Source organism: Halobiforma nitratireducens JCM 10879 (genome assembly GCF_000337895.1).
Lineage (GTDB): Archaea > Halobacteriota > Halobacteria > Halobacteriales > Natrialbaceae > Natronobacterium > Natronobacterium nitratireducens.
On sequence record NZ_AOMA01000143.1, the window covers coordinates 15,686 to 30,112 of the forward strand.

14 protein-coding genes are annotated in these 14,427 nt (G+C 62.2%); 11 read left to right on the forward strand and 3 right to left on the reverse strand.

The annotated features are described in order from the left end of the window. Positions 1 to 18: 18 nt before the first annotated feature. Entirely contained in the window at positions 19 to 861 is an 843-nt protein-coding gene (locus C446_RS14030) for a polyprenyl synthetase family protein (RefSeq protein WP_006673789.1), read from the forward strand. A gap of 52 nt (positions 862 to 913) precedes the next feature. Here C446_RS14030 and C446_RS14035 read toward each other — a convergent pair whose 3' ends face one another. Beyond that, positions 914 to 2,161 carry a DUF373 family protein gene (locus tag C446_RS14035; RefSeq protein WP_006673790.1) on the reverse strand — a complete coding sequence of 416 codons (1,248 nt, stop codon included), beginning with the start codon at positions 2,159 to 2,161 and terminating at the stop codon, positions 914 to 916. A gap of 123 nt (positions 2,162 to 2,284) precedes the next feature. Between C446_RS14035 and C446_RS14040 the strand changes: the two genes are divergently transcribed. Next, the gene (locus C446_RS14040; protein ID WP_006673791.1) at positions 2,285 to 3,280 is read left to right on the forward strand and encodes a radical SAM protein; all 996 of its coding nucleotides are present in this window, start codon (positions 2,285 to 2,287) and stop codon (positions 3,278 to 3,280) included. Between the two features lie 171 nt (positions 3,281 to 3,451). Here the strand turns inward: C446_RS14040 and C446_RS14045 are convergent, their stop codons facing one another. After that, entirely contained in the window at positions 3,452 to 4,738 is a 1,287-nt protein-coding gene (locus C446_RS14045; protein WP_006673792.1) for a helix-turn-helix transcriptional regulator, read from the reverse strand. 252 nt (positions 4,739 to 4,990) lie between these two features. Here C446_RS14045 and C446_RS14050 point away from each other — a divergent pair, with 252 nt between their 5' ends. Together C446_RS14050 and C446_RS14055 are read left to right on the forward strand one after the other, a co-directional pair. Beyond that, entirely contained in the window at positions 4,991 to 6,241 is a 1,251-nt protein-coding gene (locus C446_RS14050) for a DUF7096 domain-containing protein (protein ID WP_006673793.1), read from the forward strand. 59 nt (positions 6,242 to 6,300) lie between these two features. Further along, the gene (locus tag C446_RS14055; RefSeq protein ID WP_006673794.1) at positions 6,301 to 6,804 is read left to right on the forward strand and encodes a type IV pilin; all 504 of its coding nucleotides are present in this window, start codon (positions 6,301 to 6,303) and stop codon (positions 6,802 to 6,804) included. 40 nt (positions 6,805 to 6,844) lie between these two features. Here the strand turns inward: C446_RS14055 and C446_RS14060 are convergent, their stop codons facing one another. Next, positions 6,845 to 7,468, reverse strand: a complete 624-nt coding sequence (locus C446_RS14060) for a methyltransferase domain-containing protein (protein ID WP_006673795.1) — start codon at positions 7,466 to 7,468, stop codon at positions 6,845 to 6,847. 245 nt (positions 7,469 to 7,713) lie between these two features. Here C446_RS14060 and ahaH point away from each other — a divergent pair, with 245 nt between their 5' ends. Genes ahaH through C446_RS14095 form a run of 7 tightly spaced genes read left to right on the forward strand, consistent with a single transcriptional unit; the run spans position 7,714 to position 14,426 of the window. Further along, entirely contained in the window at positions 7,714 to 8,046 is a 333-nt protein-coding gene (gene ahaH, locus C446_RS14065) for an ATP synthase archaeal subunit H (RefSeq protein ID WP_006673796.1), read from the forward strand. Further along, positions 8,033 to 10,384, forward strand: a complete 2,352-nt coding sequence (locus tag C446_RS14070; RefSeq protein ID WP_049920249.1) for a V-type ATP synthase subunit I — start codon at positions 8,033 to 8,035, stop codon at positions 10,382 to 10,384. Before ahaH ends, C446_RS14070 begins: the two co-directional genes overlap by 14 nt. Further along, the gene (locus C446_RS14075; RefSeq protein ID WP_006673798.1) at positions 10,384 to 10,650 is read left to right on the forward strand and encodes a hypothetical protein; all 267 of its coding nucleotides are present in this window, start codon (positions 10,384 to 10,386) and stop codon (positions 10,648 to 10,650) included. The genes C446_RS14070 and C446_RS14075 overlap by 1 nt, the downstream gene beginning before the upstream one ends. A gap of 22 nt (positions 10,651 to 10,672) precedes the next feature. Beyond that, the gene (locus tag C446_RS14080; protein WP_006673799.1) at positions 10,673 to 11,254 is read left to right on the forward strand and encodes a V-type ATP synthase subunit E; all 582 of its coding nucleotides are present in this window, start codon (positions 10,673 to 10,675) and stop codon (positions 11,252 to 11,254) included. Then, complete coding sequence (locus C446_RS14085) at positions 11,251 to 12,303, forward strand: V-type ATP synthase subunit C (protein ID WP_006673800.1); 1,053 nt, start codon at positions 11,251 to 11,253, stop codon at positions 12,301 to 12,303. The genes C446_RS14080 and C446_RS14085 overlap by 4 nt, the downstream gene beginning before the upstream one ends. Continuing rightward, positions 12,300 to 12,650 (forward strand): V-type ATP synthase subunit F, encoded by a 351-nt coding sequence (locus C446_RS14090; RefSeq protein ID WP_006673801.1) that lies wholly within the window; start codon positions 12,300 to 12,302, stop codon positions 12,648 to 12,650. The genes C446_RS14085 and C446_RS14090 overlap by 4 nt, the downstream gene beginning before the upstream one ends. Positions 12,651 to 12,656: 6 nt before the next feature. Continuing rightward, the gene (locus C446_RS14095; protein ID WP_006673802.1) at positions 12,657 to 14,426 is read left to right on the forward strand and encodes an ATP synthase subunit A; all 1,770 of its coding nucleotides are present in this window, start codon (positions 12,657 to 12,659) and stop codon (positions 14,424 to 14,426) included. Position 14,427: the final 1 nt, after the last annotated feature.

The window sequence follows — 14,427 nt, forward strand, 5'->3', positions numbered from 1 at the left end:
CCTTCCTAAGCCCGGGTAATGGAACTTCTCGAGCGCCGTCGGGCGCTGATCGAAGAGCGCCTCACCGAAGTCGTCGACGGACTCGAGCCCGAGACGCTCAACGAGGAAGTTCGCCACGTTACCCTCTCCGGTGGGAAACGCGTCCGGCCGATAGTGACGCTACTGGCTTGCGAAACCGTCGGCGGCAACGCCGAGGACGCGGTCGAGTTCGGCGTCGGTGTCGAACTCGTCCACAACGCGTCGCTGGTCGTCGACGACATCATCGACCGATCGGAGCTCCGGCGAGGAACCACGAGCGCCTGGGCCGAGTTCGGCCACGGACCGGCGATCATCACGAGTGATGGGCTACTCGGCGAGGCGTTCGACCTCTTCTCCGCTGATCCTCGAGCCATGCAGGTCGTCGCCGAAGCGATGGTCGAACTCGGCATCGGCGAGGCGACCGAGCTGTCCGCCAAGCCGGAAAACGAGGAGGAGTATATGACTCTCGCACGACGGAAGACGGGTGCACTGTTCCGCGCCGCCGCCGAACTCGGCGCGATCGCTGCCGATTCGGACCCCTTCACCGTCGAAGCCCTCGGCGAGTACGCCGAACGGGTCGGCGTTGCCTTCCAGATTCGGGACGACGTGTTGGACGCCGTCGCCGATTCCGAGGAACTCGGGAAACCGACGGGACACGACGCCGCCATGGAACGACCGTCGGTCGTACAGGTAACTGACCTCACGCCAGCGGAGGCAAACGCCCGCGCCAGATCGGAGGCCGATCGGGCGATCGATGCCCTCGAACGGGTCGATGTCGCCGATCCCGAAGCGAAAGCGTATCTGCTCGAGTTAGCCGAGTTCGTGGTCGAACGGGAACGGTAGCGAGACGAAAGCGAAGGCGAAGCGAGGGGCGTTCCGACGACGAGACAGTGGGCTACGAACTCGTCCCTTCTGCAGGCGGTCGGCCGTCGGTTTCCGACTCGGTGTCGCGGTCGTGGTCACGGTTCCGGTTCCGGTTCCGGTTCCGGTTGTGGGCTCTTTCTCGGTCACCGCTTCTGTCACGGTCCCGACTCCGCCGTCTCTCCCGTCCTCGAGTCCCCTGTTCCGAGTCGGAAAACCGCGACTCCGCGACCGCGAACGCGAGCGTACTCACGATCCCAAGCAGCGTCCCCGCAGTCAGCGCCGTCGCGAGGTAGCTGATCCCGACCTCGCCGAGGAAGTACGCACTGACCGCATGAAGGACGATCGCGATCGAGACGACGTAGAACGGGGCGTTGAGGTAGCGCCACTCGAGGGAGCCGGCGATGTACTCGTCGGTGATCTGGCCCAGACTGGTCGTGACTCCCGCAGCGGCGAGCCACTGGATCGAGCCGTAAACCAGCGCCGAGAGCATGACCGGAACGCCGACATCGCCGGCCGTCGTCTCCTGGATGCCCTCGAGTTCGTTCACGCCGCTGACCCCGCCGAGGACGAACAGTGTAGCGGCCACGACGTAGGCAAGCAGGGTCGTCCGACCCGCATACAGCGACCGACGAGCGCGTTCGGCGGCGGTATCGAGTCGATCCCCGAGCCCCAGACCCCGGGAGATGAGATACAGCCCGAGCAACGCCGAGGTCGTCCCCAGCACGAATCCCGGCATCTCGAGGGCGCTCCCGATCAACGCGAGCGGGTAGATCAACAGGAGGATACCAAGCGGGATGAGGACCGTCCCGCGTGTCTCCGGGTCGTTCAACACCTGTTTGATCGTGTAGTACATCGACTCGAGGTTCTGGGCCTGCCTGACGACGACCCGGCGGACGCCGTCGATTGGGACCCGCGAGCGGATGATGGGGATCACCGACTCGTCCTGTGCGCCGTCGGTGATGACCAGGGCGGTGACGTCCTCGGCGGTCGAGAGGCTCGCGAGGACCGTGTCGACCTCGTCGCCGACTTCGCGGTTGGCGGCGACATCGCCCTCGTCGTTGCCGGTGACGACCGCAACCTCGACGCTCTCGTCGCGGTCGACGAAATCGTCGTAGACGTGCAACCCCTGGAAGATGACGTTGACGTCGGAGTCCTCCGGGTCCGCGGTCGCGAGAGCGATCGCAGCCTCCTCGACGGAGTCTCGACCGATAACCGGCGTCGAGAACTCGGTCTTCCGACCGAGGTCGTCGTCGAGGTCGACACAGAGGACAAGCAGCATCGGTTCGTCGTTGGACGGCGTGGTATTTCCCTTTTCTGGACCAGCGAATCCGTGCGACCCGACCCCGCATTCGGCGGGTCGTTTCGCACATCTTTTGTGGCTCGGACGGATAGGAACGGTCGAATGATCTCGAAGGGGTGTGAACAGTGCGCCAAGGGCGGCAAGATGGTGCTTTTCGTCTACGGCTACTGCGATCAGCGCGATTGCTTCTACTGTCCGCTTGGCGAGAATCGCAAGAACGTCACCGACGTCTACGCCAACGAGCGACGCGTCGAGAGCGACGAGGACGTTCTCGAGGAAGCACACCGAATGGACGCGCTTGGCACGTCGATCACCGGCGGCGAACCCCAGGAGGCGCTGGATCGAACCTGCCACTACCTCGAACTCGTCAAAGACGAGTTCGGCGAGGACCATCACACCCACCTCTACACCGGCATCACCGGCGGCCGCGAAAACATGCGCCGCCTCTCGGAAGCGGGCCTCGACGAGATTCGCTTCCACCCGCCGTACGAACAGTGGGGTGAGCTCCACGGCACCGAGTGGGAGGACATCCTCTATATCGCCCGCGAAGAAGGCCTGACCCCTGCCTTCGAAATCCCCGGCATCCGCGCCGAAGCGGAGTTCCTCGAGTTCCTCGACGAAGGTGCTGCCGAGTTCTGTAACGTCAACGAGTTCGAGATGTCCCAAGGTAACTACCGCCGGATGCAGGAACAGGGGTACGAACTCAAGGAAGACCACATGAGCGCCGTCGACGGCTCCCGCGAGGAGATCCTCGACGTGATGGGCGACCACGAGCAGGTCTACTTCTGTACGTCCGTGTTCAAAGACGCCGCCCAGCACCGCCGACGACTGAAGCGCATGGCCCGCAACGTCCGCCGGGAGTTCGACGACGTCACCGACGATGGGACCCTCGTCTACGGGAAAACCCACGCCGATCCCGAGCGATTCGAGACACTGGGTGTCCCCGAAGAGTTCTACACCGTCAAATCGAACCACGTCGAAGTCGCCTGGTGGCTGCTCGAGGAGATGATCGAGGAAGGCGACCTCGAGGACGGGGAGATCGTCGAGCAGTACCCGAACTACGAGGGACAGGTCGTCGAACGAACGCCGCTTGCGTAGCGACACCGGAGGAGATTCGTATCGCCGGTTTGTGGCTTCAGATACTCCCGTAGCTCCTACCGCACTGAACACGACGGGTCAGCGGTGAGGTCCGAACGAAACCCGCGCAAGCGGAGAAAACGAGACTCACCATAACGAAGAGCCCGGACGATCCGCGACGATCGAGATCGGTCAGTCGATCTCCGTCGGATCGACATCGGGAAGCGTGATTAGATTCTCGCGGCCGATCCGGAGTTTCTCGATGTCGCCGTCTTCGTCCATCTGCGAGAGCAGTTGTGAGACTTTCGCGTTCGACCAGCCGGTCTCCGTGACGATGTTTGCCTGCTTCATTCGACCGCCGTTTTGCTTGAGAAGACGGAGGACACGTTCCTCGTCGGCTAACAGCTCGGGATCGATGTCTTCCTCGAACTCCTCTCGAAACTGCAACTGTTCGCGGGTTTCTCCGTCGGCGGACTCTGCACTACTGTCGTTGTCCCCACCAGTGGAATCAGTGACTCCAGCGGACGACGAGGACTCAGTACTAACGGCCTGATCGCTTCCCGATTCGGTCGTGCGGAAAAGCGGTATACGGGAAATGATAGGGTCGGCAGGCGAGTCGGTGCCGGTGTCAGTGTCGGTATCGGAGTCACGACTGGCATAATACCGGCTGTAAAGGGCGTAAGCGACGATTGCAGTGAGTAAAAAGGCGAGTGCACCGGAGAGATACCAGACGAGGCTAGACACGCCTACGGGACCACGAACGAATACGATTTCGAGCTCCCCTTCTTCGAATTGGTAGGGACCGTTCCAGACGAGATTCGTCGGCGTTTCGAGGGCGTAGCCGGGCGGCGCTTCGACGACGAGTCGCTGGTCTTCTGGAAGGGTCGGGAACCACGTTCCCTGTGGGGACTGGAAGGCATCGCCGAAGTAGATCCGATCGTCATCGACCGTGGCGAAGTTTTCCCAGACGAACGAATACGAGATCACGCCGACTCGGATGTCCGTGTCTTCGTTCTCGGTTACGCCCGCCAGATTCTCGGCCTCGGGGTCGTCGATCGGCTCGACTCGCCACTCTTCCCAGCCGGCGTCTTCGATCGCCATTTGACGGTCGGTCGCCGCTTCAGCCGCCTCGAGTTCGGAGTCAAAGCTCAGTTCTTCGTATCCTACCGAACGTTCTCCCGCGGTTACCGCTTCGGCAAACTCTTCGAACGTCTCTTCGTCCGCCTCGTCGGTGATCAAAAAGCGGCTCTCGAAGGACCAGTAGACATCGCCGCTCTCGGTGACGTTCAACCGGATTATCTGTTGGGGATCGGCCGGCTCGAGCAGGGATTGCTCCGCTGTCGGCGAAACCGCAGTTCGAAGTTCCGGATGGTGCTCGGTTAGACTCGGGTCAGAAGTGGACAACGGGAGGGGTTCCTCGTGGGACCGATCGTCGGTCGTCGTCGCCGGAGCGGTTGCCTGCTGTGAAGGAGCTGGCACCGAGGATGCCACAGCCACCGCCCCAAAAGCGGAGATAGCGAGGAGGACTGTCAGGGCAAGCGTAACGGCGGTGGATAACCGCATGCGTACCAACGGGTGGTTTCCCGGGGGAAAAAACACTTTCCATCGAAAATAAAACGTTATCTTCGGCCACAAACCGTCTCGCGGAGGCAGAACACGTTCGACTGGGATGGTAATACCGGATGAATCGGTTCGACTTCCTTTTATATCAGGAGCCCGTATAGGGGTTCGATGAAGAGCGCGATCCCCGCTTTCTTCGCGTTACTTCTCGTCTGTTCACTACCCGCAATAACCGTCGTTGCGGCCACTCCCGGAAGCGAAACCAGCGGTGAACTCGACGAGATCCCCCACCTCACCACTCAGGCTTCGATGCCAACCGAGGCCGAAAACACGACGAATCGGTTGGGACTCGAGGGAGAAGTGAGGAGTGAATACGCCGAGCACGAATCCGGCCTCGGATCGACGCTCGCTAGCGCTGACGATGCTCTCAGAGTGGACCATACCCAGTACGTCCTCTTAGAACGGGAGTTCAGCGAAGCGAACGCATCCGAGCGCGAAGAGATGCTCGATTCGGCACACGCACAACTGAAAGACCGGGCAGCCGCTCTCGAACAGCGAGAACGCGACGCGGTTCGCGCTCACGCGCAAGGTGATCGGTCGGACACCGAACTCCTCCAGACGCTACTACGAAATTATCACGAAGCAGAAGCGATCGGAAGCGCACTCGAGGATGTCGACGATAGAGCGGACACTGTTCCCGGATACTCCCTCCCTATCGACTCGGATATGAGACTGCTGGACTTCCATCGGACGCAGATCCTCTCGGGTCTCGCAGCCGAGGAGACTCTTACGGGGGAGCCGGACGAACTGTCGATTAAAACGTCGGAAACGGGCTACCAACTCTCGACGATCGAGGGCGGGACCTACGTCGTAGAGACGACTCGATTCGATCATCGGGATACGGACCAGGACGACCAGTTTAGCCGCTATGAACGCTCGGAGCGGTTCGATCGGACGATAGAAAACTACCCGTGGGCCGATGCGCTCGATGGTGGACGCGTCCTGTTCCACGAGTACGGTGCGGAGAACCTCTACTGGCTTCGAATCGATCACGAGGACGTAGATCTGGTAGCCAACTTCGACGGTGGCACAGGTGAGGTCCACCGGGAAGCACAGGAGCTCTCACTCAGTACGCTTCCCGTCTCGAACGAGAGGACGTACGTCGATGACGGTCTTGAGCTCACGCTCAACGAAACGCCTGCGAACGGGCCAGTCGAGCTAACCGTCGCCGATACAACAGTAGACGAACCGGTTGCTGCAACAGTCTCGATCGACGGAGTATCGATCGGACAGACTCGAGCTGACGGCTCCCTGTGGATCGTACCCCCCGCTGACGACTACGAACTGACCATCGAGTCCGAAACAGGAGCGATGGATGTCACCGTCCCAAACGAGAGCGGCGAGACCGCTGAAAGCGCGTGAGTTCGTCCTGATCCCGTTCGCTGATTATTTATATAGTATCGCGCGGCCAGGTCGGAGCGATGGAGAAACGACTGTTTTTGGCACTCAAATCCGGTATCGGGCGAGAACCGGGAATCAGCCCAGTCGTCGGCCTCTTGGTACTTATTGCGATCACCGTCTGCTTAGCTGTACTCCTCGCCGTCGGCGCGGCCTCGTGGGCCCTCGAGTCACCGGCACCCACAGCGGTGGTCGAACTATCCGTGGACGGTGATCGATCGCAGATCGTCCTCGAGCACGTCGCCGGCGACGCGATCGACGTACGCCAGCTGTCGCTGACGGTCGCGGTAGACGGGACGGAGCTTGCCCACCAGCCGCCGGTGCCGTTCGTCGGGGCGGAGGGGTTCGTCGGTGCACCTGGTGGTCCGTTCAACGGTGAATCGGGACCGTACTGGCGGACCGGGGAACGGGCGAGTCTATCAGTTGCCGGGACCAACGAGCCGTCGATCGAGTCCGGGGACACGGTTCGGGTGACAGTCGCTGCCGACGGCCGACTGCTCGCGGAACTCGAGGCGACGGCAACGTAAAACGAGAGGAGAAACGCGATTCGAAGCCAACTGAACGGGCCTACTCCGGCGCGCGACCGATCGTCGTGATCGCGACATCTGGCTCGTAGGACGGGCCCATGAAAGCGTGTTTCACGTCCTCGAAGCCGGCACGCTTGAACATCGCGTCGGCCTCGTACTCGTCGTAAAACAACATTATCGAGTCGGCGAGACGCTGTGCGAGGAAGCTATCCGGGTAGTTCGGGCCGACCACCAGTACTTGACCGCCAGGCTTCAAGACGCGGCGAAACTCCCGCAATGCGAGGATCGGGTTCGGCCAGTACTCGATCGAGCCCGACGACCAGACGACATCGAACGTGTCGGTCGCAAACGGGAGCCGCTCGGCGTCGCCGCGATGGAAGTGCACCGGCGGAGCGTGCTTGCCGAACTTCTCGTAGGCTTGCTCGAGTTGGTGGCGACTCTGGTCCAGTCCGTAGACCTCGTCGACGTGTTCGAGTAAGCCTTCGGTCGCGAACCCAGTCCCACAGCCGACGTCGAGAACGGTCATGTCGTCCTCGAACTCGAGTAATTCGAGGGCTTCGGCGCGCATCTCCTCGTTCCAGATGAAGGGATTGACCTGGTCGTACACCGTCGAGAGGTATTTGTAGAACAGCCGAGCCCGGGCCTTGTTCTCGAGGATTCCCATTAGTTCTCCATTCCAATCGGATCGGGATATGTCTACTGTTCCGGTCCGAACGGACCGTAGTCGTCGCTCGTGATTCCCGGCGAACGGGAGTCCCAACCGATACGGATCGGTGACGGAATCGTAGCCTGAAGAGCGGACGACCGATCGGAGTAAGAAGAGTATACCGCCACTGTGACGCTGCGAGTACCGAGGCGCTTTCGCAACTACCATATACGCGCTCTATCAAAGGTTCGTTTGCTTAGAGTATGCCGAGGCCAGAGGTTCTCGAACGAATTAAGTCGGCGGAACAAGAGGCCGACGAGATCGTCGCGGAAGCGGAAGACGATCGCGACGAGCGAATCGCCGAGGCCCGGGAACGTGCCGAGGAGATTCGCGCGGAGGCCCAGCAGGAGGCACAGGAGCTGAAAGAGCGCCGACTCGAGGAGGCGCGAGACGAAATCGACGCGGAGTGTGAACGCGTCCTCGAGGACGGCGAAGCGGAACGCGAAGAGCTTGCCGCACACGCCCAGGATCGGATCGACGAAGTGACTGACCACGTCGTCGAACTGTTCCAGGAGGACGTCCATGCTCAGACCTGAGCGGATGAGCAAGGTCTCGGTGACCGGCTCCAAGGGCGTCATGCCCGAAGTCATCGAGACGATCCACGGTCTGAACCTGGTTCATCTCTCGGACTACGACGGCTCCTGGGAGGGGTTCGATAACGGGAGCCCGATCGAAGGAGCCGAGGACGCGTCCGAGAAACTGGTGACAGTTCGGGCGCTCAAGAGTACGCTCGCCCTCTCGGAGGAAGATCTGGACTCGGACTGGCGCGCGCAGGCGGTGCAGATAGCCGCGCCAGTACCGAATCTGGACGAAGAGGGGACGCAATCGCGAGCAGGAGCGGAACAGATTCAAGAAGATTGGCGAGAGCGTCTCGACGAGGTTCGCACGCGAGTCAACGAACTCGACGACCAGCGCGACGACGCCCGTGACGAACTCCGACAGGTACAGGAGCGGATCGACCGCGTCGCCCCCTTCGCCGAGCTGGGGATCGACCTCGACCTGCTGTCGGGGTACGACACGGTCGACCTGCTCGTCGGCGAAGGCTCCCAGCGCGAGGTCGAAGAAGCGCTTGCGGAGTCCGACGACGTTCGGGCCTTCGAGACGTTCACCGGCGGCGACGTCGTCGCGATCGTCGCGGCTCCCGCGGGCGGCGTCGACGCCGACCCAGGCGGGATCATCGACGACTCGCTGGTCGGCGTCGACTTCCAGCGCCACGAGGTCCCCGAGACCGAGCGGGGCCCGCGCGCGTACGTCGGCGAACTGGAGGACAAGCAGACGCAACTCGAGTCCGAGATCGACGAGATCGACGCGGAACTCGAACGAATCAAGGCTGAAGAGGGGCCGTTCCTTCTCCGAGTCGAAGAGGAGCTGTCGGTCGAAGTTCAGCGCGCCGAGGCACCGCTGCAGTTCGCGACCAGCGAGCGTGCGTTCATCGCCGAGGGATGGATCCCGACCGAAGAGTACGACGACCTCGTCGCCGCGTTGCGCGATGCGGTCGGCGACAGCGTCGAGATCGAAGAACTCGAGCGAGCGAGCTACGACCGCCACGGGTCGACCCACACCGAAGACATCGCCCAGGGGACCCAGAAGGCACGAGCCGAGAAGGAAGACGACGAGGCCGCTGCGGAGGCCGAATCCGACGACCAACAGCAGAAGGCCGTCACCGACGGTGGAACGACGGTGACGATGGGCGACGAACCGCCGACGATCCAGAAGAACCCGAAAGGCGCGAAGTCGTTCGAGGCCCTGGTCAACGCGGTCAACCGTCCGAAGTACAACGAACTCGATCCGACGATCCTCCTGTTCCTGACGTTCCCGCTGTTTTTCGGTTTCATGATCAGCGACGTCGGGTACGGGCTGTTGTACGTGCTCGTCGGGTTCTACATGTTCCAGAGCTTCGAACGGCCGGGAATTACGAGTCTCGGCGGTGTCGCGATGTGGTGTGGCGCGTTTACGATCTTCTTCGGCATCCTGTTCGGAGAGTTCTTCGGGCTACACGAACTTGGCTACATGATCTTCGGCGAAGAAGGTGCCCCGATGGGCGACAAGGGGCTCTCCCCAGCGACGGCTGACTTCGTCTACGCGTGGCTGATCGTTGCAGTCGCGCTCGGCGTGCTCCACCTGAACATCGGCTGGATCGTCGACTTCGCCGAGAACATCCTCCACGGCCACGGTCTGTGGGGTGCAATCACCCACAGCGGCTCGTGGCTCCTGGTCCTCAACGGGATCTGGCTCTGGGTGTTCTCGGCTCAGGCAGCCGACGTCAAGCCCGAGTGGATCTACACCACCTTCGACGGACAGCCGTTCGCACTCGGCTTCGACGGCTTCGGGATGATGACGGTGTTTACCGTTCCAGGTGTCGTCGAAGCGATTCCTGCCATCGGCGGTGCCCTGGCTGGCTTCGACGTCACGTTCCCGCTGCTGATGATCCTCGCCGGCTTCGTGTTGCTCGGCATGGGCGATCCGGCCGAACTCGCCGAGTTCGTGATGCCGTTCGCACACGTCGTCTCGTACGCCCGGATCACGGCGGTGCTGCTCGCGAAGGGTGGGATGGCGTTCGTCGTCAACCTGCTTGCCTTCGGTGCCGTCGAGACCCAGGCCGGCGATCGCCCCTTCATCGCACCCTGGACCGGCGCTACTCCAGCCGACGGGCAGGTGATGTTCGAGGGTCTGTTCCACATGGGCCCAGCCGCCTTCGTCGCCGGCATTCTCGTGTTGATTGTCGGACATATAGTAGTCCTGTTACTTGGTGTCACAAGTGCCGGATTACAGGGTATCAGGCTCGAGTACGTCGAGTTCTTTAACAAGTTTTATGAGGGCGGTGGGAAGAAATACGAACCGTTCGGACACGATCGAAACAACAGTGAGGACTAATGACAATGGAACTTGCACTCGCAGAACTGGCCAGTAACGTACTACAGAACGGAGAGATCAACGAAGCACCCTTCCTCGAAGGAGACGCCGCTGCCGCACTGGCAGTCGGTCTGGCTGCGATCGCAGCCGGCTACGCGGAGCGCGGTATCGGTGCAGCCGCGATCGGCGCTATCGCCGAGGACGACGATCTGTTCGTCCCGGGTCTGATCATGACCGTCCTTCCTGAGACGATCGTGATCCTGGCTCTGGTCGTCGTCTTCGTCTAGATACCACCCCCTTCTCTTACCAATGAGTTTGGACACAGTCGTTGAAGACATACGGGAAGAGGCCCACGCGCGTGCGGAGGACATCCGCGACGAGGGCGAGTCCCGCGCCGAGGAGATCGAGTCGGCCGCCGAAGCCGACGCCGACGAGATCCTCGCCGAGGCCGAACGGGAGGTCGAGCGCGAGGTGGAACAGCTGCGCGAACAACGCCTCTCCAGTGCGAAGCTGGAAGCGAAACAGAAGCGTCTGGAGGCTCGCCGAGACGTCCTCACCGACGTTCGTGAGTCGGTGGAGTCGGAGCTGACCGACCTCGAGGGCGACGCTCGCGAGGAACTCACCCAGATCCTGATCGAGGCAGCAAGCGCGGAGTTCGACGAGGGCAACGATGTCAGCGTCTACGGCCGCGCCGACGACCAGGAGCTAATCGAGTCGCTCGTCGAAGACTACGACGGCTACGAGTTCGCCGGCGAGTACGACTGCCTCGGTGGCGTCGTCGTCGAGAGCGAACAGTCTCGCGTCCGAGTCAACAATACGTTCGACTCGGTGCTCGAGGACGTCTGGGAAGACAACCTCCAGGAGATCAGCAACAGACTCTTCGAGCAATGAAACTGGGCGCCTCGAACACGGAATACGTCAACGCTCGCGTTCGGTCGCGACGCGCCAAGCTGTTCGGCGACGAGGACTATCGAAAGCTGGTCCGGATGGGCCCGAGCGGTATCGCTCGGTTCATGGAAGAGTCCGAGTACGAACGCGAGATCAACGAGCTCGGGGCACGCTTTTCGGGAGTCGACCTGATCGAATACGCCTTGAACCGCAACCTCGCGAAACACTTCCAGGACCTCCTGGAGTGGTCCGAGGGACGGATCGAGGACCTCATCGGCCGGTATCTCCGCAAATTCGACGTCTGGAACCTGAAGACGATCATCCGCGGGATCTACACCGACACGCCGGGCGACCAGATTCGGACTGACCTCATCCGTGCCGGCGAGCTCGACGACCGGACTCTCGACCGGCTGCTCGAGGTCGACACGATCGAGGACGCTATCGAGATCCTCGAGGGGACGGTCTACTACGAGCCACTCGGTGACGGCCTCGAAGAGTTCGAGGAGACCGGCGCACTCGTTCCGCTCGAGAACGCCCTCGACCGGGAGTTCTACGAGCACCTGTTGGACGACCTCGGTCGACCACAGGAGGGGCCGGAAGCCAAGTACGTCGAGTTCCTACAGGCCGAGATCGACTTCCGAAACGCTCGCAACGCCTTGCGTCTCGCACGCAGCGGCGCAGACCTCGACCCCGCAGCGTACTACATCGAGGGAGGCGTGTTGTTCGAACAGGACGAGCTGAGTCGCCTCGTCACGGATTACGACGAGTTGGTTGATCACATCGCCGAAAACAAACGCTACGGCGACCGGCTCTCGGGAGCACTCCGTCGACTCCGAGAAGCTGACAGCCTTATCCAGTTCGAGCACGCACTAGACGCTGCGTTGCTCCAGTACTCCGATACGCTCTCGAGCATCTATCCAGTGTCGGTCTCGGCTGTGCTGTCGTACATCCTCGCGAAGGAGCGCGAGGTCGAAAACATCCGCGCGATCGCACGGGGTCGTGAGGTCGGGCTCGACGAAAGCGAAATCGAAGAGGAGTTGGTGATCCTATGAGCCAGGAAATCGCAGTCGTCGGCAGTCCGGAGTTTACGACCGGGTTCCGTCTCGCGGGCGTTCGACGGTTCGAGAACGTCCCGGACGACGAGAAAGACGACGAGTTAGACGACGCGGTAACCGACGTCCTCGAGGACGACGGCGTCGGTATCGTCGTCATGCACGACGACGACCTCGAGTACCTCTCTCGTGCCGTGCGCCAGGAAGCCGAGACGAGCGTCGAACCGGTCGTCGTGACTATCGGAAGCGGAGCCGGTGGCGGCGGACTGCGCGACCAGATCAAGCGAGCGATCGGGATCGACCTGATGGAAGAGGAAGAGGCGGAAGACACGGAAGACAGCGAGTAACCAACTATGAGCCAGGCAGACGAAACACAAACCGAGACCGTCAGCGAAGACGGTGTCATCGAAAGCGTGAGTGGTCCAGTCGTGACCGCCACGGACCTCGACGCCCGGATGAACGACGTCGTCTACGTCGGCGACGAAGGCCTGATGGGCGAGGTCATCGAGATCGAAGGGAACCTGACCACCATTCAGGTGTACGAAGAAACGTCCGGCGTCGGCCCGGGCGAGCCCGTCGAGAACACGGGCGAGCCCCTTTCCGTCGACCTCGGACCCGGCATGCTCGACTCCATTTACGACGGCGTCCAGCGGCCGCTGGACGTCCTCGAGGACAAGATGGGAACGGCGTTTCTCGACCGTGGCGTCGACGCGCCCGGTATCGACCTCGAGAAGCAGTGGGAGTTCGAACCCGAAGTCGAGGAAGGCGACGAGGTCGAGCCCGGCGATGTCGTCGGGACCGTCCCCGAAACGGTCACCATCGACCACAAGGTCATGGTCCCCCCGGACTACGAGGGCGGTGAGGTCACCGCGATCGAAAGCGGCGAGTTCACCGTCGAGGAGACCGTCGTCGAACTCTCCTCCGGCGAGGAGATACAGATGCACCAAGAGTGGCCGGTTCGTCAGGCCCGACCGGCCGAGAACAAGGAGACGCCGACCGAGCCGCTGGTCACCGGCCAGCGCGTGCAGGACGGCCTGTTCCCGCTCGCGAAGGGCGGAACGGCGGCCATTCCGGGCCCATTCGGCTCCGGAAAGACCGTCACCCAGCAACAGCTCGCGAAGTGGTCCGACGCGGACATCGTCGTCTACATCGGCTGTGGCGAGCGTGGCAACGAGATGACCGAGGTCATCGAGGACTTCCCGGAACTGCCGGACCCACAGACCGGCAACCCGCTGATGGCCCGGACCTGCCTCATCGCGAATACGTCGAACATGCCCGTCGCAGCCCGTGAGTCCTGTATCTACACGGGCATCACGATCGCCGAATACTACCGCGACATGGGCTACGACGTCGCGCTGATGGCCGACTCCACCTCCCGGTGGGCCGAGGCCATGCGCGAAATTTCGAGCCGACTCGAGGAGATGCCCGGCGAAGAGGGATACCCCGCCTATCTCGCCGCGCGTCTCTCGGAGTTCTACGAACGCGCCGGCCGATTCGAGCTGATCAACGGCGACGAAGGGACGATCTCGGTCGTCGGTGCAGTCTCGCCGCCGGGTGGGGACTTCTCCGAGCCGGTCACCCAGAACACGCTGCGTATCGTCAAGACGTTCTGGGCGCTCGACGCCGACCTCGCGGAGCGTCGACACTTCCCCTCGATCAACTGGAACGAGTCGTACTCGCTGTACAAGGACCAGCTCGACCCCTGGTGGACCAGCGAAATCGCCAGCGACTGGGCGGAGGTACGCCAGTGGGCCGTCGACGTGTTAGACGAGGAAGACGAACTCCAAGAGATCGTCCAGCTCGTCGGAAAGGACGCGCTGCCGGAAGACCAGCAGCTCACGCTCGAGGTCGCTCGCTACCTGCGTGAGGCCTGGCTCCAGCAGAACGCCCTGCACGACGTCGACACCTACTGCGAACCGGAGAAGACGTACCGGATGCTGACGGCGATCAAGACGTTCAACGACGAGGCCTTCGACGCGCTCGAGGCCGGTGTCCCGGTCGAGGAGATCCAGGATGTCGATGCGGCACCGCGACTCAACCGGATGGGAACCTCCGAGGACTGGGAGGCGTTCATCGACGAGATCGAAGCGGACCTCGAAGAACAACTGCGAGCACTGTACTAAC

Coding starts and splice junctions, on each gene's coding strand:
- C446_RS14030 (WP_006673789.1), top strand. CDS start 19: ATGGAACTTCTCGAGCGCCGTCGGGCGCTGATCGAAGAGCGCCTCACC.
- C446_RS14035 (WP_006673790.1), bottom strand. CDS start 2,161: ATGCTGCTTGTCCTCTGTGTCGACCTCGACGACGACCTCGGTCGGAAG.
- C446_RS14040 (WP_006673791.1), top strand. CDS start 2,285: ATGATCTCGAAGGGGTGTGAACAGTGCGCCAAGGGCGGCAAGATGGTG.
- C446_RS14050 (WP_006673793.1), top strand. CDS start 4,991: ATGAAGAGCGCGATCCCCGCTTTCTTCGCGTTACTTCTCGTCTGTTCA.
- C446_RS14055 (WP_006673794.1), top strand. CDS start 6,301: ATGGAGAAACGACTGTTTTTGGCACTCAAATCCGGTATCGGGCGAGAA.
- C446_RS14060 (WP_006673795.1), bottom strand. CDS start 7,468: ATGGGAATCCTCGAGAACAAGGCCCGGGCTCGGCTGTTCTACAAATAC.
- ahaH (WP_006673796.1), top strand. CDS start 7,714: ATGCCGAGGCCAGAGGTTCTCGAACGAATTAAGTCGGCGGAACAAGAG.
- C446_RS14070 (WP_049920249.1), top strand. CDS start 8,033: ATGCTCAGACCTGAGCGGATGAGCAAGGTCTCGGTGACCGGCTCCAAG.
- C446_RS14075 (WP_006673798.1), top strand. CDS start 10,384: ATGACAATGGAACTTGCACTCGCAGAACTGGCCAGTAACGTACTACAG.
- C446_RS14080 (WP_006673799.1), top strand. CDS start 10,673: ATGAGTTTGGACACAGTCGTTGAAGACATACGGGAAGAGGCCCACGCG.
- C446_RS14085 (WP_006673800.1), top strand. CDS start 11,251: ATGAAACTGGGCGCCTCGAACACGGAATACGTCAACGCTCGCGTTCGG.
- C446_RS14090 (WP_006673801.1), top strand. CDS start 12,300: ATGAGCCAGGAAATCGCAGTCGTCGGCAGTCCGGAGTTTACGACCGGG.
- C446_RS14095 (WP_006673802.1), top strand. CDS start 12,657: ATGAGCCAGGCAGACGAAACACAAACCGAGACCGTCAGCGAAGACGGT.